The sequence below is a fragment of the Hyphomicrobium sp. genome (genome assembly GCF_041659645.1).
Classification (GTDB): Bacteria; Pseudomonadota; Alphaproteobacteria; order Rhizobiales; family Hyphomicrobiaceae; genus Hyphomicrobium_B.
This window is the reverse complement of record NZ_JBAZXX010000003.1, coordinates 364,089-387,261: the sequence shown is the minus strand read 5'-3', so window position 1 is coordinate 387,261 and position 23,173 is coordinate 364,089. Positions and strand designations below refer to the sequence as shown.

General features: G+C 60.4%; 17 protein-coding genes and 1 tRNA gene. 12 read left to right on the top strand and 6 right to left on the bottom strand.

Annotated elements, in window-relative coordinates; translation table 11 throughout:
* Positions 1-539 precede the first annotated feature (539 nt).
* The 7 genes from WC811_RS11725 to WC811_RS11695 all read left to right on the top strand — a co-directional run bounded on the left by WC811_RS11725 (position 540) and on the right by WC811_RS11695 (position 8,907).
* Positions 540-616: transfer RNA gene (locus WC811_RS11725), tRNA-Arg, on the top strand.
* A gap of 64 nt (positions 617-680) precedes the next feature.
* Positions 681-1,304: a response regulator gene (locus WC811_RS11720; RefSeq protein ID WP_372644656.1), complete on the top strand. Its 624-nt coding sequence runs from the start codon at positions 681-683 to the stop codon at positions 1,302-1,304.
* A 236-nt stretch (positions 1,305-1,540) separates the two neighbouring features.
* Complete coding sequence (locus WC811_RS11715; protein ID WP_372644654.1) at positions 1,541-2,758, top strand: aminotransferase class V-fold PLP-dependent enzyme; 1,218 nt, start codon at positions 1,541-1,543, stop codon at positions 2,756-2,758.
* A 108-nt stretch (positions 2,759-2,866) separates the two neighbouring features.
* Positions 2,867-3,823: a CoA ester lyase gene (locus tag WC811_RS11710; protein WP_372644652.1), complete on the top strand. Its 957-nt coding sequence runs from the start codon at positions 2,867-2,869 to the stop codon at positions 3,821-3,823.
* 44 nt (positions 3,824-3,867) lie between these two features.
* The gene (locus tag WC811_RS11705) at positions 3,868-5,034 is read left to right on the top strand and encodes a malate--CoA ligase subunit beta (protein ID WP_372644650.1); all 1,167 of its coding nucleotides are present in this window, start codon (positions 3,868-3,870) and stop codon (positions 5,032-5,034) included.
* Positions 5,035-5,052: 18 nt separating this feature from the next.
* Positions 5,053-5,952: a succinate--CoA ligase subunit alpha gene (gene sucD, locus WC811_RS11700; protein ID WP_372644647.1), complete on the top strand. Its 900-nt coding sequence runs from the start codon at positions 5,053-5,055 to the stop codon at positions 5,950-5,952.
* 105 nt (positions 5,953-6,057) lie between these two features.
* The gene (locus WC811_RS11695; protein ID WP_372644645.1) at positions 6,058-8,907 is read left to right on the top strand and encodes a phosphoenolpyruvate carboxylase; all 2,850 of its coding nucleotides are present in this window, start codon (positions 6,058-6,060) and stop codon (positions 8,905-8,907) included.
* A 4-nt stretch (positions 8,908-8,911) separates the two neighbouring features.
* Here WC811_RS11695 and prmB read toward each other — a convergent pair whose 3' ends face one another.
* The 5 genes from prmB to WC811_RS11670 form a co-directional block, all read right to left on the bottom strand.
* Positions 8,912-9,868 carry a 50S ribosomal protein L3 N(5)-glutamine methyltransferase gene (prmB, locus tag WC811_RS11690; RefSeq protein ID WP_372644643.1) on the bottom strand — a complete coding sequence of 319 codons (957 nt, stop codon included), beginning with the start codon at positions 9,866-9,868 and terminating at the stop codon, positions 8,912-8,914.
* Between the two features lie 23 nt (positions 9,869-9,891).
* Entirely contained in the window at positions 9,892-10,995 is a 1,104-nt protein-coding gene (locus tag WC811_RS11685; RefSeq protein ID WP_372644641.1) for a fatty acid desaturase, read from the bottom strand.
* Between the two features lie 238 nt (positions 10,996-11,233).
* Entirely contained in the window at positions 11,234-12,529 is a 1,296-nt protein-coding gene (locus WC811_RS11680; RefSeq protein ID WP_372644639.1) for a DUF2541 domain-containing protein, read from the bottom strand.
* A gap of 714 nt (positions 12,530-13,243) precedes the next feature.
* Positions 13,244-14,407 (bottom strand): thermonuclease family protein, encoded by a 1,164-nt coding sequence (locus WC811_RS11675; RefSeq protein WP_372644637.1) that lies wholly within the window; start codon positions 14,405-14,407, stop codon positions 13,244-13,246.
* Positions 14,408-14,543: 136 nt separating this feature from the next.
* Entirely contained in the window at positions 14,544-16,892 is a 2,349-nt protein-coding gene (locus WC811_RS11670; RefSeq protein WP_372644634.1) for a protein kinase, read from the bottom strand.
* A gap of 261 nt (positions 16,893-17,153) precedes the next feature.
* On the opposite strand from WC811_RS11670, the gene WC811_RS11665 reads away from it, so the two are divergent.
* The 4 genes from WC811_RS11665 (at position 17,154) to WC811_RS11650 (ending at position 19,889) form a co-directional block, all read left to right on the top strand.
* Complete coding sequence (locus tag WC811_RS11665) at positions 17,154-17,798, top strand: FHA domain-containing protein (RefSeq protein ID WP_372644632.1); 645 nt, start codon at positions 17,154-17,156, stop codon at positions 17,796-17,798.
* A gap of 111 nt (positions 17,799-17,909) precedes the next feature.
* Positions 17,910-18,707, top strand: a complete 798-nt coding sequence (locus WC811_RS11660) for an FHA domain-containing protein (protein ID WP_372644630.1) — start codon at positions 17,910-17,912, stop codon at positions 18,705-18,707.
* 7 nt (positions 18,708-18,714) lie between these two features.
* Positions 18,715-19,503: a PP2C family serine/threonine-protein phosphatase gene (locus WC811_RS11655; RefSeq protein ID WP_372644627.1), complete on the top strand. Its 789-nt coding sequence runs from the start codon at positions 18,715-18,717 to the stop codon at positions 19,501-19,503.
* 215 nt (positions 19,504-19,718) lie between these two features.
* Positions 19,719-19,889, top strand: coding sequence for a hypothetical protein (locus tag WC811_RS11650; protein WP_372644625.1), 171 nt, complete (start codon positions 19,719-19,721; stop codon positions 19,887-19,889).
* 71 nt (positions 19,890-19,960) lie between these two features.
* On the opposite strand, the gene WC811_RS11645 is transcribed toward WC811_RS11650, so the two are convergent.
* Positions 19,961-21,154, bottom strand: a complete 1,194-nt coding sequence (locus WC811_RS11645) for a cyclic nucleotide-gated ion channel (protein ID WP_372644623.1) — start codon at positions 21,152-21,154, stop codon at positions 19,961-19,963.
* A 289-nt stretch (positions 21,155-21,443) separates the two neighbouring features.
* On the opposite strand from WC811_RS11645, the gene WC811_RS11640 reads away from it, so the two are divergent.
* On the top strand, positions 21,444-23,120 hold the full coding sequence (locus WC811_RS11640) for a formate--tetrahydrofolate ligase (protein WP_372644620.1): 1,677 nt from the start codon (positions 21,444-21,446) through the stop codon (positions 23,118-23,120).
* Positions 23,121-23,173 lie beyond the last annotated feature (53 nt).

The following is a 23,173-nucleotide window of genomic DNA, read 5'->3' as shown; positions in this document are numbered from 1 at the left end:
CCCCCGGCGATTGCGTTAAGTGTTATAGGCGCGAAGCCGATTGTCAACGGCGCGCAGGAGCGCGAAGCCTGCTTAGTGGCGGCACGAATCCTCACACCATGGTCGTTCTGAGCAACAAACCCCGCCTCAGACCAGACTGGATAAAGTGAAGGATCCGATGCGTGCGGCTCCATGAATGGCCTTGCCACAGGCCCATGCTCGCGGCCAACAGAGTTCAAGCACAGCATCAAAGCCGCGAGCGGTCCTCTTTGCAGACCCCGCATTGGCCTCGCAGCCGCCTGCCCGCCCGCGGCGTTCAATCGATTATCCAAAATACAAGCATAATGCAATCAAAAGTAGAGAAATTAATATTATGCACGCGAGAAAGAAAGGGGCTGATGCAACACCTCGACGAGGGGATTGTCGTCATGAAAATATCTTCGCGGCGGCATACTTCAATGAGCCGCGCTTGACCTGCGTCGGTGCCCACCGCATAGCTCTGCAACCCGCTGTCGATGCGGGAAATCGATCTGATAAATCACGGCCGGAAGGCTTGGGCCGGCCCCGTAGCTCAGCTGGATAGAGCAACGGTTTCCTAAACCGTAGGTCGCAGGTTCAAATCCTGCCGGGGTCGCCAATTTCAGGTCGGGCTTTTCGGCGCTCGGAAAGCCGCCGTCAGTTTCAAGGAGAGCTTCGCTCGAATGGCCGCCAAGATCGAGGTCACGATCGCCGATCAGAACCCGGTCGTCCGTGCAGGTCTCGACGCGCTGATCGAGCGCGACGGACGCTTCAACGTCTGCGGAGTTCACCCGACCGGCGAAGCGTTGATCAACGCGCTGAGAACAAAGCCCGTCGAGATCGCTGTCGTCGGATGGGCATTGCCCGACATGACCGGCGGCGGTGTGCTTCAGCGTGTGAAGCAAGAGAAGTGGCAGACGCGAATCATCATCTACACCGGCGAGCGTTCCAACGACGTGCTTCGCCAAGCCATAAAAGGTGGCGCTTGGGGGTTCGTCTCGAAGACGGAAGATCCGCAAGTCTTGTTGGAAGCGGTCGTTTCGGTCGCGCGTGGCCGCTTGTCGCTGCCATACGTCGACATCGATCTCTTGAATCACGATCCACTTGAAGGACTGACAGCCCGCGAACGCGAATTGCTTGCTGCACTTGCGAACGGCTGGACCAACTTGCAGATCGCCGCGCGCACCGGCATTTCGCGCAACACAGTGAAATATCATCTGAAAAATTTGTACGATAAACTTGGTGTCTCGAACCGCGCCATGGCTGTTGCGCTGCACGTCTCCGTTAACCGTTCCGAGCAGCAGTAGCACTAATGTTTATTCTCCTCTCGTAGCTGCACGAAAGCACAACGAGGTGGGTAGCTCTCACTGCCCAACAGGGTGTTGATAGTTTTCCATTCCCACCATCACTGTCCGCCTGCTAGTTAAGACCGACGCCCGCTTCTGCGATCGGGCGGAAGGATCAGCAAAAGCACGCCGGAACGTCTCCCCCGCCACATCGGGGATCGTCGGCTTGGCTCAACGCAGCGCGGAGGAACGCTTCAATGACCGTTACGCCACATCTTTTCATCCCCGGCCCGACCACAATTCCGGACGCCGTCCGGATGGCCATGAATCTTCCGATGGAAGACATGCGCTCTCCCGAATTTCCGAAGTTCACGCTGCCGGTTTTTGAAGATCTCAAGAAGGTCTTCAAGATGAAGGACGGCCGCGTATTTATTTTCCCGTCGTCCGGCACCGGCGCTTGGGAATCCGCAATCGAGAACACGCTCGCCGTCGGCGACAAGGTTCTGATGAGCCGCTTTGGTCAGTTCTCGTTGCTCTGGGTCGACATGGCCGAGCGGATGGGTCTCAAGGTCGAGCTTTGCGACGAAGAGTGGGGCACGGGCGTTCCGCTCGAAAAGTACGCCGACATTCTCGCCAAGGATAAGAACCACGAGATCAAGGCCGTCTTCGCCACGCACAACGAAACGGCAACGGGCGTCAGCTCCGATATTGCCGGCGTTCGCAAGGCGCTCGATGCCGCCAAGCATCCCGCACTCCTGTTCGTCGACGGTGTCTCGTCCGTTGGTTCGCTCGACATGCGCATGGGCGAATGGGGCGTCGACTGCTGCGTTTCCGGTTCGCAGAAGGGCTTCATGCTCCCGACAGGTCTCGGCATTCTCGCCGTCAGTCAGAAGGCGCTCGACGCCAACAAGTCGCAGAACGGCCGCATGAACCGCTGCTTTTTCTCCTGGGAAGACATGATCAAAACCAACGATCTTGGATACTTCCCATATACGCCGGCAACGCAGCTCATTCGTGGCCTGCGCGCGTCCCTTGATCTGATCTTCGCCGAAGGCCTCGACAACGTTCTCGCGCGTCATCACCGCATGGCGAGCGGCGTCCGCGCGGCTGTCGATGCATGGGGCTTGAAGCTCTGCGCCAAGGAGCCGAAGTGGCATTCCGATACGGTGTCGGCGATCTTGGTGCCGGAAGGCTTCGATGCCAACGCTGTGCTCAAGACCGCCTACTATCGCTACAACACCTCGCTCGGAACCGGCCTCAACAAGGTTGCTGGCAAGGTCTTCCGCATCGGCCATCTCGGTGCGCTCGATGAGTTCATGATCGGTGGCGTTCTCTTCGCAGTCGAAATGGCGCTGAAGGATACGGGCATCAACATCAAGCTCGGTTCCGGCACCGGTGCTGCTGCTGAGTACTTCAGCAAGACCGCGACCAAGTCCGCTACTGGCGCCACGCCGAAGCAGGCAAAGGCCGCTTAAGACTGTTCGCACCCGGTCCTCATCGAGGGCCGGGTGCCGATCTTTCATGACCAAAGCTATGCAACGATAACAAACGCGAACCGATATCTAGGAAGGCGACCCCCCACAATGAGCTTCACGCTTTATCCGACCCGCAAGCAGCGCCTGCAGCGCTCATACCTCGCCGTGCCGGGTTCAAATCCGAGCATGATCGATCGCGCCATCAAGAGCGCCGCCGACTATGTCTTCCTCGATTGCGAAGATGCCGTTGCGCCGCCCGAGAAAGAACAGGCCCGCAAGAACATCATTCAGGCGCTGAATGACCTCGATTGGAAAGCAGCGGGCAAGAGCGTTTCAGTTCGCATCAACGGCCTCGACACGCACTATATGTATCGTGACGTCATCGACATTTGCGAGCAGGCGGGCGCGCACCTCGACACGATCCTCATTCCCAAGGTCGGCGTACCAGCGGACGTCTACACGGTCGAATGCATCGTCAGCCAGATCGAAGTCGCAAAGGGCCTAACCAACAAGATCGGTACGGAAGCACTCATCGAGACGCCGCTCGGCATGGCCAACGTCGAAGCCATCGCTTCCGCTCCGAGCCGCCTCGAATCGATGCACTTCGGCGTTGCCGATTACTCCGCGTTCAACAAGGCGCGCACCGTCGTCATCGGCGGCTTGAACCCCGATTATCCCGGCGACCAGTGGCATTTCCCGCTGTCGCGTATGACGGTCGCTTGCCGCGCCTTCGGCCTAAGGCCAATTGACGGACCGTTCGGCGGCATCGACGATCCGGAAGGCTACAAGGCAGCGGCTCGCCGCGGCGCCGCTCTCGGCATGGAAGGCAAGTGGGCCATCCACCCGTCGCAGATCGAACTCGCGAACGAGATCTATTCGCCGACAGCCAAGGAAGTCGAACGCGCCGAGCGCATTCTCGTCGCTCTGAAGGAAGCTGAAGCTCAGGGCAAGGGCGCGGCTTCTCTCGACGGCAAGATGATCGACGCGGCATCTGAGAAGATGGCGAAGAACTTGCTCGTCACGGCTGCTGCGATCAAGGCCGCCGAGGCAGCCCGCGCGAAATAAGAAACGAACCGGGAAACGTCAAATAATCCTAGGGAGGTCCAATAATGGACATTCACGAATACCAAGCAAAAGAACTTCTTGCGAAGTTTGGCGTGCCGATCCCGCGCGGTGGATTGGCCTATAGTCCTGAGCAGGCGACCTATCGCGCGAGCGAGCTTGGCGGCGCAGTCGTCGTGAAAGCCCAGATCCATTCTGGTGCGCGCGGCAAGGCTGGCGGCGTCAAGCTCTGCCGCAACGAGCAGGAGATCGAGGAAGCGGCCGAATCGATGCTCGGTCGTAAGCTCGTCACCACTCAGACGGGACCGGCTGGTAAGCTGGTCTCTCGCCTTTACATCGAAGAAGCGACCAACATCGATCGCGAAATCTATCTCGGCTTCGTGATGGATCGCGCGTCCGAGCGGATCGTCGTGGTCGCCTCGGCCGCGGGCGGCATGGACATTGAAGAGATCTCCGCCACCCAGCCCGACACGATCATCCGCGTGACGGTCGACCCGGCGGTCGGCATGCAGCAGTTCCAGGCGCGCGAGCTGGCATTCGGATTGGGCGTCGATCCCGACATCGTCAACAAAATCGTGCCCGCAATCATGGGCGCTTACCGCGCGTTTCGCGATCTCGACGCGATCATGGTGGAAATCAATCCGCTCGTCATCACCAAGGAGAAGCAGGTCCTGGCGCTCGACGCCAAGATGTCGTTCGACGATAACGCGCTGTTCCGCCGTCCGCACATCGCCGAGCTTCGCGACAAGAGCCAGGAAGACACGCGCGAAACCTATGCGTCCGACCGCGGCCTCTCCTACGTCGGCCTTGAAGGCGATATCGGCTGCATCGTCAACGGCGCCGGCCTCGCGATGGCGACGCTCGACATGATCAAACTCGCAGGCGGCGATCCCGCGAACTTCCTTGACATCGGCGGCGGTGCTTCGCCCGAGCGCGTGACGAAATCGTTTCGCGCCGTGCTTCGTGACAAGAACGTCCGCGCCATCCTCGTCAACGTCTTCGCTGGCATCAATCGTTGCGATTGGGTCGCGAAAGGCGTCGTCGACGCTGTCAGGGAATTGAACATCACGATGCCGATCGTCGTCCGTCTCGCCGGAACGAATGTCGAGGAAGGTCGTAAGATCATCGACACCAGCGGTCTCACCGTGATCAGCGCGAACACGTTGGCGGAAGCAGCGAAAAAAGCCGTCGAAGCAGCAAAAAAAGCGGCCTAATTCCGGAGAAACGCACCAATGGCAATCTTTATCAATGAAAAGACGCCGATCCTGATCCAGGGCTTCACCGGACGTATCGGCACGTTTCACGCTCAAGAAATGATCGACTACGGCTCGAACGTCGTTGGCGGCGTGACGCCCGGCAAAGGTGGCAGTTCTCACCTCGGCCGCCCGGTGTTCAACACCGTCAAGGGCGCAGTCGACGAAACCGGCGCCGAAGCGTCAATCGTCTTCGTGCCGCCGCCGTTCGCCGCCGACGCCATCATGGAAGCGGCCGATGCGGGCATCAAATACTGCGTCTGCATCACGGACGGCATTCCGGCCCAGGATATGATCCGCGTGAAGCGCTACATGCGCCGCTATCGGAAAGAGAGCCGCATGGTTCTGACGGGGCCCAACTGCGCCGGTACGATCTCGCCCGGCAAAGCCATGCTCGGCATCATGCCGGGACACATCTACCTGCCGGGCCGCGTCGGCATCGTCGGCCGCTCCGGTACGCTCGGCTATGAAGCCGCAGAGCAAATGAAAGAGCTCGGCATCGGCGTCTCGACGTCGGTCGGCATCGGCGGCGATCCGATCAACGGTTCTTCGCACCGCGACGTTCTCGAAGCTTTCGAGAACGATCCCGAGACGGATGCCGTTCTGATGATCGGCGAAATCGGCGGTCCGCAGGAAGCCGAAGCTGGCGTCTTCGCCAAAGAGCACATGAAGAAGCCGGTGATCGCTTACATCGCCGGCTTGTCGGCTCCGAAGGGCCGCAAGATGGGCCATGCCGGCGCGATCGTTTCGGCGTTCGGCGAATCCGCCGCCGAGAAGGTCGAGATCCTCAAGGATTGCGGCGTCACCATCGCACCGACGCCGTCGGAAATGGGTTCGACGATTGCCCAGGTCCTCGGTCGGATGCGCAAGGTCGCGTAACGATAGATGCCGGCCGGAGCGCGTTTTTGCCTCCGGCCGCCCTCTCCGCTACACTCTGAATCTATCTGAATATTCTGTCCCTCATCGGGACGTGGAGCCTTGGTGATGCAGGACACGACGCCCGCTGTTGGCTCGACAAAACTCGACGAAACCGAGTTGATCGACCAGCTGAAGCGGCTCAGAACGAAAATTCCTGACAACCCTTCGCTCAACCCGATTCTGAACGTCGCGTTCGATCTGTCGCGCCGGCTCGAATCGAACGAAGTGTCGTTCAGTGAAGTAAAGGGCCTCGCCGGCCGGCTGATGGATCGCGCCTGCGTCCGTCGCGCCCGGGGGTTGCGCGACAAGATCGGCTATATCGACCAGGCGTCGACGCTGAAGGATTTCACGGCTTACGTCGAGAAGACGGCGAGTATGGCCGGCAACGATATCGAAGCCTTCGCCGAGCGATGGTCGCGTGCCCGCACGGGCATCGTTCTGACGGCGCATCCGACGTTCGGTCTGTCGGACGCGCTCTACCGGCGCATGGTCGACATCGCCGTCGCCGATTCGAACACCGACGCGACGATCGGCCTGCCGCATCGTCCAGAGGATACGCTGACGCTCAACCACGAGCACAAGTGCGCCCAGGACGCGATCCGTAATTTACGGAACGCCTACGAAGAACTGCTGCACGGCTTCTTTAGCGTCGCGTCGCAGAAGTACGGCGATGCCGCGTTCAAGCTCCGCCCCAAACTCACGACCTTCGCCTCGTGGGTCGGCTACGATCTCGACGGCCGCACCGATATCGCCTGGACGTTTTCGTTCCAGGTGCGCTTGCGCGAGAAGCGCGGCGCCCTCGCCGACGTCCGCGAACGCTTCGTCGTGCTGAAGCATAAGCTCGAAAGTGGCGACGCGGCGCAACGCGTTGCTCGCCAGATCGTCGGTAAGCTCGATCTTGGCATCGCCGCCGTCGATGAGCAGCTGAAGGCGCTCGAAAGCTTCACGAACGACACCGAAGGGCTCGCCAAGGCCGCCAACGTCATGACCAAGACGGACGGCTATAATCTGCTGACGGTCGAGCCGTTGCTGGCGCTCTTCAATACGCTGATCGATACGGTGCAAGCCCCGCAGATGAAGCGGGCAACGGCCGCCCTTGCGGGTCTCGTCGAGGCGACCGGTCTCGGCATGTCGCACATCCATCTGCGCATCAACGCCCTGCAACTGCACAACGCCTTCCGCGCTTACGTTCACGAGCCGTGGACGCGCGACCTGACGGAAAGCCAGTCGCTCGCGCGCATCGTCGAGATGATCAAGAATACGCCGCGCGAGACAGTCAACTTCGCGACGCTCGACCTCGAAACCGCGACCGCGATCCGCCAGTTTGCGTTAACCGCACAGATCATGAAGCACGTCGATAAGGAAACGCCCATCCGCTTCCTGATCGCCGAATGCGAATCCCCAGCCACCGTCTTGATCGCGGTGTTCTTCGCCAAGCTCTTCGGCGTCGATCACATCACCGATATCTCTCCGCTATTCGAAACCCCTACGGGTCTCGAGAACGGCGCGCGCATCATGGAGCGCCTCGTTGAGGAAGAGACCTACCGCGAGTACATCAAGGGCAGAAAGCGTCTGAGTGTCCAGACCGGCTTCTCCGACGCCGGACGCTTCATCGGACAGATCTCGGCGACGCTTGCCGTCGAACGCTACTATAAGGCTCTCGCGGCTTCGATCGACAACGCCAAGCTCGACGGCATCGAGACGCTCCTTTTCTCGACGCACGGCGAATCGATGGGCCGCGGCGCACATCCAGGAACGCTTTACCGCCGCCTCCATTACGTCATGACCAACGAGGTGCGCCGTCGTTTCGGCGCGGCCAAGATCCCAGTCAAGCACGAGACGAGCTTCCAGGGCGGCGATGGCTATATGTTCTTCGGCAATCGTGCGCTGACGACGCGCGCGCTGGCGACGATCATCATGGACGGCGACATCCCGCCTGCCGAAAAAGATCCGTTCTATTACGAGCAGGATTTCAGCCTCGACTTTTTCCTGCGGCTCCGCGCCTTCCAGCAGGAGCTATTCGCGCACGACGGCTACCGCGCCCTTCTCGGTGCTTTCGGACCGAACCTGCTTTTCAAAACGGGTTCGCGACCGGTGAAGCGTCAGGGCGAACATGCCTCCGATCGCGGAAACCCGGCTCGCATGCGCGCCATTCCGAACAACGCCATTCTTCAGCAGTTCGGTTATATCGCGAACGTCGTCGCCGGCCTCGGAACCGCGGTTGGCGCAGACCGTGATCGATTCAAAAAACTCGCGAAGTCGTCGAAGCGGCTGCAGTCGTTGCTCGCGATGATTGCGCACGGCAAGACAATCTCAAGCCTCAACGCCATGGCGGCCAATGCTCAGGTCTTCAATGCCGGGCTTTGGGCATCGCGTGCGTCATGGGGCCGTGAGGCGGCGTTGAACAGCGCCTTCCGCACGCTCGCGACACACCTGCTGCCCGACGACCGCCACGGTGACATCTCCGAGCTTGTCCATCTCCTGCGCCTTGATGCGATCGATCTTCACGCCATCCTCGCCGACCTGAACATCGAAGACGGCATGGTGCCCGACGAGAACCGCCTCGAACTCGATCTCCTGCAGGCGATCCGGCTGGCGCTGATCATGCGGATCTTCATCCTGGCGGCGCAGCTTCCACGCTTCGCACCGCAGGATGGTCTGTCTCATGCGCAGGTCTTGGAAATGGCGCTGAGCCTGGAAATTCCTGAAGTGTTGAGTGTTCTGCGCAAAGCCTTCCCGCACGACGCGAAGAACCTCGCTGGAAAATCCTTCGACGAGCAGGCGAGCTACCGTCCGCGCGGCATCGATGACTATGCCCGTCTCGAGACGGAAATCCTGACGCCGATGGAAATTTCGTACGAGTTCGTCCGCGAGATCGGCACCGGCATCTCGCACCACTTCGGCGCCTTCGGCTGAAGGCTCAACGGCGGGCGGGGCCTTGGCGCTTTCGCCCGCTTTCCGGGCCTGCGGGTTTCAGATCATCGGCGAAAAGCGCGAAGACTTCGCCTTTGCTCACCTCGGTATCGAGCCACAGGAATGGCAAGTCGGGTCGTGATGCGGCAAGAGCGTCTTGTCCGTCGCCGATCTCGACGATGAGGCTGCCGCCGAGCGCCAGCCGCGCCGGAGCGTCGACCAAAATGCGACGCACGAGATCCATGCCGTCAGTGCCACCGAGGTGAGCGAGCGTCGGTTCCGCCTGATATTCCGGCGGGAAGGCGGCAACGGCCTCCGCGGTGACGTAAGGCGGATTGGAAATGATCAGATCGTAAGTCGCGGACGGTAAGTCGGCAAACAGATCCGATTTAAAAGTGTGAACCCGATCTTCAAGGCCGTAATCGTGGATGTTTCGCTGCGCGACGGCTAGAGCCTCGTTCGAAATGTCGCCCGCATCGACGTCCGCGTTCGGAAACGCTTCGGCAGCCAGAACGGCAAGACATCCCGAGCCCGTGCATAAATCGAGCACGCGCGTAACCGCCAGCGGATCAGGAACGATTGCCGCCAATTGGTCTTGCACCAAGAGTTCGCCGATGAACGATCGCGGGATAATCACACGCTCATCGACGTAGAATTTGCGTCCTTGAATGTAGGCGGCGTTCGTCAGGTATGCGGCAGGCTTTCGCGTTTCGATCCGCCTCGAAATCAGCGACGCGATGCCGTCGCGTTCGGCGACCGTCAATCGGCAGTCGAGCCACGGATTGACGTCCTCGATTGGCAGGTCGAGCGCTGAAAGAATGAGGAACGCAGCTTCCTCGATGGCGTTCGACGTGCCGTGCCCGTAGACGAGCCGCGCCCGGGTCATCGACGTGACGGCGTATCTCAGCCAGTCACGAACAGTGACGAGTTCATCCGTCGGCGTTCGCGCAGTCTCTTGGGTCATGGCAATGCGCGAACAAATAGGCCTTACGCTGTTGTGGGAAGTTCGTCGAAGCCGACAAGGCGGCGCTGATCTTCGTCCCAAAGCTTCAACCGCGCGCAGGCTATGCTGTCGCGCAGCGTCAGTCTGTTGATCGATTTAAGCTCGGGGCTCGCTTCAAGGCAGGCCGAGAGCCTGTAGTTCGGGATCATGCTGTTGAGGTGATGAATGTGGTGCAGGCCGATGTTGCCGGTGAACCAGTTCATAATCTTCGGTAGATCATAATAAGACGAACCGAGCAGCGCGGCGACTTGGAAATCCCAGCCCTCCGCCTTGTCCCAGGTCGTCTCTTCGAACTGATGCTGGATGAAGAACAGCCACCCGCCCGTCGCGGCCGCGATATGCAGCACCGGCAAACCGACCCAGAGGACATTGGCAACGCCGAAGAAGTAGCAAAGCGGCGCATAGAACGCGATGAGACCGAGGTTCAGCGCCAGAACGCTCTTCCAGGCATCGCGCGGCGGCAGCGAATGCATCCAGGGCAGCCGCTGAATAAGGACGAAATAAGCCGGAACGCCGAGCCCGAACAAGAACAACGGATGACGGTAGAGCTTGTAGTGCAGTTTTCCGAGCTTCGAGAGCTTCTGGTATTCCGCGACGGTCATCGTATCAATATCGCCAGCGCCGCGACGATCGAGATTTCCTGACGTCGCATGATGTTGCGCATGTTCGCGGCGCCACAGCCCATAGGGTGCGAGTGTCAGCAGGCTCATGGCGCGGCCGACAAAATCGTTGACGGGGCGCGACGAGAAAAACGATCCGTGGCCACAGTCATGCTGAATGATGAAGGCTCTGACGAGAAGCCCGGCTGCGGGAAGCGCAAGCAGCAGCGTCACCCAATAGGCGTGTTCGACGGTGGCAAACATGACGCCGACGAGCAGCACCAGCGGCACCAGCGTTGTTACCAATTGCTGGATCGCGAGAGCCGGAACCGACCCGCGGTATTTCTGGCAGTGAGCGGCGAGGCGACGCACCCGCTGTTTCTGCGTTTCGGGCATGGCTGCCGGAGGGGGCGAGGCCGGCCGCGTCTCGCGCATGATGACATCCGCGCGGCCTTCCGCCTGCAGCGGCTGCTTAAGGCTCAAATTCAAAGCAATGGTCCCCCAAGACTGGAATCGACAGCCGCCGACATGGTTTCATCGCGTAGCATATTCGCCCCGTTTCGCGAAACGCCGTTGACGTCGTTTCCGACAGATAACCGTGCGCTACGACGCCATTTTTGCGCAAAAACCGCCGCGTTTTCGAGCCGGCGGGCATTCATGCGAAAAAAGAGGGCCGGATTGTGCCCGCCCCTCCTGATTCTCTGAATGGCTGTCATCGAGACGAAACCTAGTAATGCTGGCCCCAGATTTCTACGATGGCCGAACCTTTGCCCTTCGCCGAGGAGTCGAAGAACCTAGAACGGTACTTGGCTTCGATATGGTCTATGGCCCCGCGTCGTCCGCCCCTCAGATCGATCGGGCCAAACGTGCCGCCCGCATCGACGCGGGTCCGGATCGGAACGGTCTCTTCCTGCCCGTCCTGATAGACGACCTTGACCTCGTTAAGCGTAATGGCACGGTCGCGGACCGTCACGCGGATGCGCCGGAACCCGCCCTCGTTGCTGCCGACCGGAATGATATCCTTGTCGAAGCCGATGAAACCTGCGGTCTGCGCGCCGAGTAGCACCCAGCCTTGGTTATATTTACGCCCTTCGCCGTTCGGTCCGAGCCAGCCCGGTGCATACCGTCCGAAGATTTCGATCCGTGCCTGTCCGTTGAAGCTCGGCCGTGACCGATAGACGAGCTGGATCTCTTTGATGAAGCGGTCGCCTCTGAGATCGATCCAGTTCGTTCGGGAGTTTTTCGGAATATCGGCGTTGATCGCCAGCGTGTCGCTCTCGCCGTTCGCGTAGACGATCTTCATCTCGGTGATGTGGATGTCGTTGTCGAGCACGCGCAGGCGGATCTTCGCAAACTTTCCAATTTCGCTGCCGATCCTGATGACATCCCGGTCCGTGAGGAAGCCCACGTATTGCGCCCCGAACAGAACGTCGCCGCCCTCGGTCCGCTGGCCGGGTGACGCTTGCGATGCGACCGGCGCCGTCGGGCGTGTCGTGATCCCATTCGACATATCGCGATCAGGCCCGCGATCGGGACCTCGGTCGGGCCGCCCGCTGCGATCCGATCGATCCATTTCCCGGCCTTCGCGGTCTTGAATGCCGATGATCTGCAGGCGTCCGCGGCCACGGCCCGGCTCCTGCTGGATGATGATCTGGTCGATGAATTTGCTGTCGTAGGTCGGGTTGATGGGACGGCTGCGCTCGCCCCAATACATGTCGATTTGGCGGTCTTCGTTCCAGACGGTGCCGTCGCTGTAGACGATCTGAACCTTCTGCACGTCGAACAACTTACCCATGGCATTCTTGATGCGAATGCCTTTGTAAGCGCCTTTGGCTTGCCGAACATCAATCGTGTAGCGGTCGAGTGAGAGATCGACGTCGGTTTCAGCAATCAGGATAAGCTGATCGCCGTGGCGATAGTGGTAGCGATGGCGATGATGCCGGTAGCGCCAAGATTGAGCTTCCGCCGCTGTCACGGTGCTCATTAGGCCCGCGGCGCCAGCAACGGCTCCGACCACGGTCATTGTCCCGACACCGCTTAAAGCCGCGGCGCCCGTGGCCAAGATGGCGCACAGCCCTAGTACCAGTCTGCGCAACATAAACTAAACCCCTCTGGTTACTAACGCCCGTGCCCCTAGATGCGGGCACTTTAGCGGTAGCTCTCCAAAACAGGGAGCGCCGAGACCAACCTTCGACTGTTCAGAAAAAACGAGGTGTGAATCTGCAACACAAACTTCTGGCTGGTCTCTCCGAGACTTGCCAGAGGCAAAGGAGAATCGGAATTCGGTCACCCGCAAAACCTCTGCACACCGATTTTTTTGCACACACTCTGGGTGCAGAGGTGCGGGTCGGTGATGTCCCGTGCCGAGCAATTCGCCTCCGCCCTAGAACCTCAGGTTGTGACCGGAGCTTCCGAAGCTCCCCAGCAAAGCGCCGCACCTGATGCCGCCGCAGCACAGTCGGACGGTCCGCGTGGGAAACATTGCCATAATGGCAGGAGAACCGCTGTTGCGATCGCGCACCGATGCGGGTCTGAACAGACACATCTTGACGTCAAAAAAACGAATCGCGGCCGTTCCCGGCTTGAAGTTTCTGCCACCTTTGGCCGTATGATCCGCATAGATCGTTTGCGCTGTCCCACGTCCCCACGAGCGTAAAGGTCGGCTTTTAACCCGCAGTCTCCCCCGACTGCGGGATTTTTTTTGCGGCGTCGCCTGACCTGATTTCGGGGCGGGATCTCAGGATTTATCCCACGGCGCGAAACCGGCTGCCTTCGCATCGTCCTCGCTGCAGAACCAGCGTTCGCCGCGCTCCTGCCGCACCCGCGCTTTGGCATAAACGTCCGACCACGGTAGCGCATAGATTTTCGCCGACGACCTCACGACGCCTTTGATCGGGCAGCCGTCCGGCGCATCGCGTTTGGCGGATTCCCATGCCTGGGCGCGCCAGTCTTGCGGGCGGACCACCTCGCCTTGCCATATCCCGCGCTTGGCGTCGCGGGCGGTGCTTTCCTCGCCGCCGAGCGAGCTGAAAAACGACGTGTCGGTCGCAAATACGTAGCCCGCTTGGACGAGCTCCGTCGCGATATCTTTGCCGCCGCCGATCAGGCAATGCGCAAGTGTTCGTCCGCTATCGTCCTGTCCGGAGGGTGTGCAAGTCACCTTTTGGCCGCGAACGATCGTGTTGAGGCCCGAGCGCGCCGTTGATGCGCAATTCCAGCGCCGCCCGTTCGTCCGATAGCAGGGCTGAGTCGATTCCGGCGCCTCGATGCCCGCGAGACGAACGAGCGCCCCGTCGACGCGCATTGTATCTCCCGTCAGGGCGGCGGCCGAACCAGAGATCTCGTTTGAAATCGTCACCTGATGCGAAGCGTCCGGCGCGCCAGTTGAGATGTCCAGAACCGGAGCACTGATGCCGTCGGCGCTTCTGAGCATCGGGCCGCCGACATAGATCAGCCCTACGACCAGCGCCGCGCTGATCAGATGATGCGCCTTGATCGGAAATTTCCGCGCGACGTCGGGCATCATCTTGAGCTTGTCGCGCGCCGCGTCGGCGGGAACACGGATGGCGCTACGCAACGGCGCGGCAACGGCCTCCGCGCCATCCTTGATGATGTTCCACGCGAACGCCACCCAACGCACGAAGCCCCAAAAGATCGCGATTGAGGCGTCGGCGATCGCGCGCCCGATCAGCGCTAGGATGTGGAGGAGCCCGGTCTTGGCCGCAGAAGCACCGGCTCGCCCAGCGTCCACACCGGCATCGGCGACGTTCTTGACCTTCTCGATCGCGGCAACACGCACATCTTCGATCCGGCGTTGACGGTCGGCCCTGCGGACGAGAACGGTCGTCCGCACGTAGTCCTTCCATTCAAAGCCTTCGCTGCGTCTGCGCCACCCGAACATCGAGTGCCCCTCCAAGGTTGAGTCGATCTATTCATTTTGGGGCTAATGATGGCAGCCCTTTGTCTCTAAGGCGCGGCCCACAGGCATTTCGAGTTTGTCTAACGAAGCCGCTTCGAGCACGCAAGCCGAGCAGGCCTCAATTGCGTTGCGCCACCTGCGCGCCCGGCAATGACCACAACCGGATCACGCCGTCCTGTCCGCCTGTCAAAAGTGTGCGGCCATCGTTGGAAAACACGACGGATTTGGCGCCCGAGCCAATGCCCGTCAGCGGCAGGAAGTTGCGCGGTCGCTTCAAATTTCTGATGCGCACGACGCCATCCTCCGACGCCGATGCCAGGAGATCGCCGCTCGCCGAGAACGCCAGCGAGGTGATGCGCGCATTATGCCCGCTGAGCGACCGCTGCATCCGATAGGAGTTCATCGACAACAGCTTGACCGTGCCGTCGAGACTTCCCGTCGCCAGCATCGCGCCGTCAGGCGAAAAACTGAGCGCCGAGATGAAATCGGAATTGTTGCGGTAGAGCCGCCGCGTGTCTTTCGTCTCGGCACTCCAAATTCGGACAGCACGATCCGCGCCGCCTGATGCGATCCACCGGCCCGAAGAGTCGACAGCGAGCGCTTGCACGGCGTTTTCATGCCCTTCGAGCACGGCGACCGGAGCGTCCTGGGATGCGGTTTCCCACAGCGCGACCGTCCAATCGTGGCTCGCGGCAGCGACGCGATCTTCCGAGTCGATAAAGTCGACGGCCCAGATCGTCGCGTCGTTGCGCTTGAAGTGAAAGAGCCGGCGCTTGGTATCGAGATCGTAGACCGCAACCGTACCGTCCGCGTGCCCTGTCACGACGCGATTGTTGCGAACCGCAAGCGAAACGGCGGGCCCATCTTCGAGCGGGATCGTGCCGAGCTGATAGCGCGAGTCATAAGACCAGACTTTAAGCTGCGCCTCATGCGCCGCCGTCACGATCAGACGCCCATCGCCGCTGAGCGCCAGACGTTCGATGGGCACGTCGTAGGCCTTGATCTCGGCGGTCTCCGTCAGCGACGGATCGGGCGCCGGGGCTCCGGGCTTCGAGATGGTCCCCGTGGTGATCGCGGTTCCGTGCGTCGTCAGAAATTGCGGTATCCGATCGTGAAACGCGAAGGCGACGCCCGCGATGCCAGCCGCGATGATGAGCCTCGTCTTGAGCCAGCGCCCGAATGGTCGCCGCGCCACGTCGGGCTTCGGACGAACCTTCGATTTCGCCTTCTCGGGCAAGGGACGTGGCGGCGGCGGTAGCGGCGGCAACTTCTCCGCGGCGTTGGCCTTCTCAGCTTTTGCCTTTGCCGCTTTTGCTTTTGCCTTTTCCGATGCCGCAGCCTTTTTCGCGGCGGCGGATTGCGCGGGTGGTGGCGCCGGGGCTTTGGTCTTGCCCCCGTTCTTCGCCGCTTGCGGATCTTTCAGCGCTTCGACGAAATCGAGCATGCCGCCTTTCGGACCAGGCGCATCGGGCGGCGGCGGAACCGGCGCATTTGTAATGACGTCGACCGCGCGCTTTTCTTCCTCTTGCTTGCGGCGAACTTCCGTCTTGTCTCTCAGACGCTGGAAAAGACCGGGCTTTTCCGGATCCGGCGCCAGTAGAGCGCCGCGCCACTCGGCGACCGAACGCGGGCGAGCATCGACCGAAAGCGCCATCGCCTGCTGGATCGCCGCAAGAAACGATTGGCGATATCCCGCGAGCGCTGCGTCGCGCACCGGCACCATTTCGTCCTTCAGCATTCGCGACGGCGAATCGGGCGGCCGTTTTCCGGTGACCGCATGATAGAGCGTTGCCGCGAACGCATAGATATCGGTCCACGGCCCCTGCTGGCGGCTGGTCTCCGCATACTGCTCATAGGGGCTGTAGCCAGGCTTCACGAGCGCCGAGACGGTCTTCGTCTTCGAATGGGCGGCGATGTCGCTGCGCGCCGCGCCGAAGTCGATCAGAACCGGGTCGCCGGCGTTGCGAATGATGATGTTGTCTGGCGCGATATCGCGATGCAGGAAGTCGGCCTTGTGAATGACTTCGAGCGCGTCGAGCAGCGGCGATACGATCTGGTCGAGTTCTTTCTGACGCGGCGCCCGGCCGAGATCCTTGAGCCAGTTCTTGAGGCTTTTGCCTTCCTCGAACCGCAGCACCATGTAGGCGGTGTTGTTCGCCCGAAAGATGCGATGCACTTTCACGATATTGTGGTGGTCGAACTTCGCCAGGGTCTGCGCTTCTTCCATGAAGCGGTCGAGACCCCAGTTATAGTCGCCGGTGCAACTTTCAGAGCGCGGTGTCGCTTCCAGATTTTCCGTGCGGAGCGCGAAATCGCTAGGGAAGTATTCTTTGATGCTGACCTTGCGCGTCAGTTCCGGTTCGTCGGCAAGATACGTGACGCCGAAGCCGCCCGCGCCGAGAACCCGGACGATTTTGTAATCGCCCGCGAGTTCTGTGCCATCCGGTAAAGCGACAAGCTGCGTCATTGTCCTCGTGCACGGGCCGTCCGCGCGCTGGTGATTACACGCCCTGGGTTTTGCCTGCAGCGCAGGCCTTTTTGCCGGTCCTGTTCTGGCCGCTCAGAGAGCCAGCACCCTCTTGTCTCTGTTTTGAACCGATGACGCAAGAATGTGGCGTATCGACGGGCGATGAACCCATGATGAATAAATCCCCGAGGTGTCGCCTTCCAGCCATGTTGCCGCCGATATCTCCTCGCCAAATAGCGTGGCGCGATGGGAGCCCGAATCATGATGCACGCGCGGTCGCGAAGAACACGAGCCGCCATAGCCGGTACGGCGATTCTTCTTCCTTTGGCAGTCTTGACATTGTCGACGTCGCACGGCGGCGCAAAAAATTTTCTCGACGCGGCCGGTCCGCTAGCGGCAAAAGCCAACGCGCTTTTTTGGGAGGGCTATCGCGTGGCGCCCGCACTGACGATCGGCATGGTGCTCGCGGTTTGTCTCCCTTTGCTCGCCGCGTTTGTCAGGCTATCGAAGCCACTCACGCGTTCGAAAGACGCGACGCGCATCTATAAACCAGGGCGCGATGACAAATTCGACGCCAACGTCGCGGAACGCCACGCGATTCCTCGCCGCCAACCCTTCGTCGAGATTGAAAACGGCCGCGGCATGCGCTGCGCCATCGCGCGCGACATGCTGAGAATTGGTCGGGAAGATGATAATGACATTCGCATACCAAGCCGGTATGTGCATCGCTATCATGCTGCCATTCATCGCGAAGATCATGACGATTGGCACATCACCGATCTCACGGGCGTGGAAAGCAACGGCTTGATCGTCAACGGCAAACGCTGCTGCGAGGCGCGCCTCAACGATGGTGATCTTATCCAGCTTGGCCCGGGAAAGCTGCGTTTTCGTGCCGGCGCTGGGTAATACTCGCGCCGTCGCCAAGGTTCTGTCCAGGTTCCAGTTCATGCGTATTGTGCTGTGGCGCCGCCCTGCGGAGGGTTTGCGCCTATCCAAATTCGGAGGGAGATTTTGTCGATGGCTGTCGATCGAGGCGAGACCGGTGCAGACAACGAGGCGAAGGGCGGAAAGCCGCATAAATTTTTAGGGTCTCTAAGGGATGCGCTCATGGCCGCAGGCCGCGATGATACAACCCCTGCCGCTTCGCCTGCCAAGGCCGAGCCAGCCACGCCTCCGCCGCCACCGGCCGCCAAGAGCGATGAAGCGCCGACACCGCCGCCGCTCGCGCCGAAAGCCGATATTTTGAGTGCTGAAGAGGCCGCCCGGCTCGCGAAGATTGGCCCCGAACCTAAAATTCCAGAGCGCCTCGGCCGTCCCGCCGAATCTGATGCTCCCCCGACCACGCGCGTCATTCGTCCCGAACCGTTAAAACCCCGCAAAGTCGTGGAGCCGGAAGAGGAACCCCGGACGGTCCTGGTGCGCGGTAAGCAGAAGATCGAGCACGGCGTTTTCGAGCGCGACCCCGTCGTTGGCTTCCTGATCGTTGTTGGTGGCCCGGGTCTCGGGTCGTTCCGCCCGATTTTTGAGGGCAACAACACTTTGGGGCGCTCGCCCGACAACCGTATTCCGCTCGATTTCGGTGACGACGCCATATCTAATGAGGCGCAAGCCTATCTGCGCTACGATTCGACGGATCGGTCTTTCCTCTTTGTCCCAAATCTTGCTAAGACGAATGTCGTTTCCGTGAACGACAAGCGACCGGCGGGCCCTGTGCCGCTGCAGCCGATGGACGTCATAACGCTCGGGCGCACGCAAGTCGCATTCCTGCCGTTCTGCGGGAGCGATTTTGACTGGTCAGAGATTTCCGAAGCTTAAGGATCGAATGCCGCCGTTCGAGCATGCAGTCGCCGCGACGCGCGGAGCCCGCGACTACCAGGAAGATACAGCTGCTTTCCTGTCGGATGGCGGCGAGCCTGTAGCGTTGTCAAGTGAGGGACCGGGGTATGACCGGGCTGGCTTGGCAGTCCTCGCCGACGGCATGGGCGGTCACACCGGTGGAGCGTTGGCAAGCCGTACCGTTTGCGACCACTTCCTCAAGTCCGCTGCGGCGGCGAAAGGCGAATTGAGCGAGCGGTTGATCGCGGGCCTCGGCGCCGCCAACGCCGCCGTCGCCAGCAAGATTTCCGAAAATCCGCTGCTCGCCGGAATGGGCTCGACGCTCATTGGCGCGGGCTTCAGTCCCGAAGGGATCGAATGGGTCAGTGTCGGCGATAGCCCGCTCTTTCTTTTTCGTCGCGGCGAGATGGCTCTCCTGAACGAGGATCACTCGCTCGCGCCTGAACTCGACCGCTTGGTTGCCGAAGGCAAGTTGACGGCCGATGAAGCTCGTCACGACCCGCGCCGGCATATGTTACGTTCGGCTGTAACGGGCGAGGAAATCGATCTGCTCGATGTTTCGCGTCAACCGCTGAAGCTTGAGCCCGGTGATTATGTCGTCTTGGCAAGCGACGGCATCGCGACGCTCGAAACCGGCGAGATCGCCCGTTTGATTCAGGGCTACGCGAAGGACGGTGCGGCGGCTGTCGCCCGAGCAATTATCCGCTCAATCGAAGCGATCCGCGAACCCTACCAGGACAATGCGACGGTATTGGTCGTAAGGGCCGTAGGCTGATTATTTTTGCCTGCCCTTCGTGCGGGATTTCAGATCCAAACCAAGTTTTATTTTCCTGGCTGCAGTCGAAATCTGTTGTCTTTTCGCAAGTTTGATCAGAGCGCGTCGCAACCTTACGCAAATGTATGCTGGCCGCCAGAAACCTGCAAAGAAGCTTCCTTAAGCACCCTTGCTGACCGGCCGCGATGGCCGGACGAGATGCGAAGGAGAGACATATGATTTCCAAGGTTCTGAGCGGCGCCGTTATTGCTGGTCTTCTGATGGCCGTTTCGGCCCCCGTCGTTGCTTTTGCTGACGACGCTGCTCCCAAGACCAAGGCCGACTGCAAGAAGGCTAAGGGCAAGTGGGACAAGAAGGCGAAGACCTGCGCCGTCCCCGCGAAGTAAGTCTTCAAAAATCCTTCGAGGATTTGAAAACAGCGTGCTCTTGAAGCTCGCTGTTTTTTTGTGGTGCAATATTATGTGTCGTCGCGGAAATCGGCGGCAAGGCTGCGAATATGCGACGCGATGTTCGGCTGCGTCGTCGCGAGGCGATGAAAATCTTCGCGCTGCAGTTTGAGCAGGCTGCACTTCGACGCCGTCACGACGGCGTCGACATGCACGCCATCATCGAACATCGCGCCGACGCCGAAGACATCGCCCGCCGAGTAAGTGTGCCGCTCGTCGCCGGCGTGTTTTTCGAGTTTTCCCGAAGCGATGAAATACATCGCGTCACCCGGCGACCCCTTTTTTACGACCTCGACGTGCGGCGGAAAATTGTGTGCTTGCAGCAAAGGCATGATCTCAGTCGCCTCCCGCGCGTTGAGCCGCGCCAGGAGCGGAACGCGCGACATCAACGACCAAGTGACGACAAAATCGCGCCGTTGCAGCTCTTGCGCGAAGCCCGTCGAGATGATCGCCACCGGCAGCGCGAGAATGCAAAGTCCAACGACCATCGTGAAGCCGCCGACCAGTTTGCCGAGCGCGGTGATGGGTGTCGCATCGCCGTAGCCGACGGTCGTCAGCGTCGCGATGGCCCACCACGCCGCCTGAGGAACGCTGCCGAACTTATCGGGCTGGGCATCGCCTTCGATGTAATACATCAGCGTCGCGGAGAAGAGCAGCGCGGTCGCGAGAAGCAGGCACGCACCAGCGAGCGCCTTTCGCTCGTTTGAGAGCACGCGGACCAGCGTGTACATCGCTGGCGAATAGCGAGACAATTTCAAGAAGCGAAGAAGTCTGAGCGTTCTCAGAATACGCAGATCGATCGCGACGAGGTTGCTGATATAGAACGGCAGGAAAGCGGCGAGATCGATGAGCAGCGCCGGTTGACGCGCCAGCTTCAAGCGCGCTTTCAACGGCTGTCGTCGGGCGAGGTACGGCACCTCGACCGCTGTCCAGATCCGCAACGCATACTCGATGGTGAAGACCGCGACGGAAAAAACCTCGAACCAATGAAACCATGTCCCCCATTTCGCCCGCAGTCCCGGCACGGTCTCCGCGACGAACGCGGCGACGTTTAAAAGAATGAGACCGACAATGAACCAGTCGAAGATCTTGCTCGCCAGGTCGTCGCCATGGCCCGTCTCGATGATTTCGTAGACGCGGCGGCGCAGCGTCTTAAATCGCAAGCCGCGGGACGCATGTTCAAAGCGATCGGTTCGTTCTTGCAAGACCCTGTCCCCTTGGTCCGTATAGAGAGTATATGAGCCCTCTTAATCTTTGCCGCGGTGCATCATGGAAAGGCGCCGGTGGTTCGCTGAGAATTCGCTTCCCCCGCGACGTTGAGTAGACCTTGCGTCATCGAGCTAACTAAGGCATCAGCGGATAATCCCGTCGAGCACCGATGCGAGTTTCGTCCTTAGGTGCTGGGCGTGCCCTCGACGTGAGTTCAATACCGCTACTTGATCGAGATCGGTAAGATTTCGCTCAATAAAAAAAGATTTCTGGGAGGAAAAATCCGTGGCCGTGAAGTCCGACATAGAGATTGCGCGTGAAGCGAAGCTGATGCCGATTGCCGAGGTTGCGGCGAAGGTCGGCGTGCCCGCCGACGCATTGATTCCCTATGGCTGGACCAAGGCCAAGGTCACTTCCGAATACATAAAGCAGCTTGATGGCAACAAGGATGGCAAGGTCATCCTCGTGACGGCGATCAGCCCGACGCCAGCCGGCGAAGGCAAGACGACGACCACAGTCGGGCTCAGCGATGGCCTTAACTATATTGGCAAAAAGGCGATCGCGGCGCTGCGCGAGCCCTCGCTCGGTCCGTGCTTCGGCGTCAAGGGCGGCGCGGCTGGCGGCGGCTATGCCCAGGTCGTGCCGATGGAGGACATCAACCTCCATTTCACCGGCGACTTCCACGCTATAACGAGCGCTCACAATCTACTTTCTGCGCTCATCGACAATCACATCTATTGGGGCAACGCCCTCGGCATCGACCAGCGACGTATTGGCTTCAAGCGCGTTCTCGACATGAACGACCGTGCCCTCCGTTCCATCGTCAACTCGCTCGGTGGCGTTTCGAACGGCTTCCCCCGCGAGGACGGGTTCGACATCACAGTGGCTTCCGAAGTGATGGCCATCCTCTGCCTGTCGAAGGACATCAAGGATCTTGAGAACCGGCTGGGCAACATCATCGTCGCCTATACCCGCGACAAGAAGCCGATCCGTGCCCGCGATTTGAAGGCTGACGGTGCGATGACGGTGCTCCTGAAGGATGCGCTGCAACCCAATCTCGTGCAGACGCTTGAGAACAATCCGGTGTTCATCCATGGCGGTCCGTTCGCCAACATCGCGCACGGCTGCAATTCCGTTCTCGCGACGAAAACCGCGATGAAACTCGCCGATTACGTCGTTACGGAAGCCGGCTTTGGCGCCGATCTCGGTGCTGAGAAGTTCTTCGACATCAAATGCCGCAAGGCCGGTATCTCTCCGTCGGCAGTTGTCATAGTTGCTACGGTGCGCGCGCTGAAGATGCACGGCGGCGTCGCCAAGGATGATCTCAAGAACGAAAATCCTGCAGCGGTCGCGAAAGGTTGCGAAAACCTCAAGCGTCACATCGAGAACGTCAACAAGTTCGGCGTTCCGGCCGTTGTCGCGGTCAACAAGTTCATCACTGATACCGACGCCGAAGTCGCGGAGGTCCAGAAGGCTGCGGAGAGCATGGGGACGAAGGCCTTCCTCTGCACGCACTGGGCTGATGGTGGCAAGGGCACGGAAGCATTGGCGCATCACATCGTTAAGACGATTGACGAGGGCAAGGCAAACTTCAAGCCGCTCTATCCCGACGACATGAAGCTCCGCGACAAGGTCAAGACGATCGCGACGGAGATCTATCGTGCCGCCGACATCTCGTGCGAGCCGAGCGTCGAAACGCAATTCAAGGATTTTGAGGCGGCAGGCTTCGGGCACTTCCCGGTCTGCATGGCGAAGACGCAGTATTCCTTCTCGACGGACGCGTCAAAGCGCGGCGCGCCGACGGGTTTTATCGTGCCGATCCGCGAACTGAGGTTGTCGGCCGGCGCGGAATTCGTTGTCGTCGTCACCGGCGAGATCATGACGATGCCGGGCCTTCCGAAGGTCCCAGCCGCCGACTCGATCCGTCTCGACGACAAAGGCCAGATCCAGGGGTTGTTCTGAGGCAGCCATTCGTGCTGGCGGCCGGCTCGACGAAGGAGAGTCGCCAGCACCAA

What these genes read in the sequence shown, in the direction of transcription:
- prmB (WP_372644643.1), bottom strand. Translation starts at nt 9,868, where the DNA reads ATGACCCAAGAGACTGCGCGAACGCCGACGGATGAACTCGTCACTGTT.
- WC811_RS11720 (WP_372644656.1), top strand. Translation starts at nt 681, where the DNA reads ATGGCCGCCAAGATCGAGGTCACGATCGCCGATCAGAACCCGGTCGTC.
- WC811_RS11655 (WP_372644627.1), top strand. Translation starts at nt 18,715, where the DNA reads ATGCCGCCGTTCGAGCATGCAGTCGCCGCGACGCGCGGAGCCCGCGAC.
- sucD (WP_372644647.1), top strand. Translation starts at nt 5,053, where the DNA reads ATGGCAATCTTTATCAATGAAAAGACGCCGATCCTGATCCAGGGCTTC.
- WC811_RS11695 (WP_372644645.1), top strand. Translation starts at nt 6,058, where the DNA reads ATGCAGGACACGACGCCCGCTGTTGGCTCGACAAAACTCGACGAAACC.
- WC811_RS11650 (WP_372644625.1), top strand. Translation starts at nt 19,719, where the DNA reads ATGATTTCCAAGGTTCTGAGCGGCGCCGTTATTGCTGGTCTTCTGATG.
- WC811_RS11660 (WP_372644630.1), top strand. Translation starts at nt 17,910, where the DNA reads ATGGCTGTCGATCGAGGCGAGACCGGTGCAGACAACGAGGCGAAGGGC.
- WC811_RS11675 (WP_372644637.1), bottom strand. Translation starts at nt 14,407, where the DNA reads ATGTTCGGGTGGCGCAGACGCAGCGAAGGCTTTGAATGGAAGGACTAC.
- WC811_RS11665 (WP_372644632.1), top strand. Translation starts at nt 17,154, where the DNA reads ATGATGCACGCGCGGTCGCGAAGAACACGAGCCGCCATAGCCGGTACG.
- WC811_RS11705 (WP_372644650.1), top strand. Translation starts at nt 3,868, where the DNA reads ATGGACATTCACGAATACCAAGCAAAAGAACTTCTTGCGAAGTTTGGC.
- WC811_RS11680 (WP_372644639.1), bottom strand. Translation starts at nt 12,529, where the DNA reads ATGACCGTGGTCGGAGCCGTTGCTGGCGCCGCGGGCCTAATGAGCACC.
- WC811_RS11710 (WP_372644652.1), top strand. Translation starts at nt 2,867, where the DNA reads ATGAGCTTCACGCTTTATCCGACCCGCAAGCAGCGCCTGCAGCGCTCA.
- WC811_RS11670 (WP_372644634.1), bottom strand. Translation starts at nt 16,892, where the DNA reads ATGACGCAGCTTGTCGCTTTACCGGATGGCACAGAACTCGCGGGCGAT.
- WC811_RS11715 (WP_372644654.1), top strand. Translation starts at nt 1,541, where the DNA reads ATGACCGTTACGCCACATCTTTTCATCCCCGGCCCGACCACAATTCCG.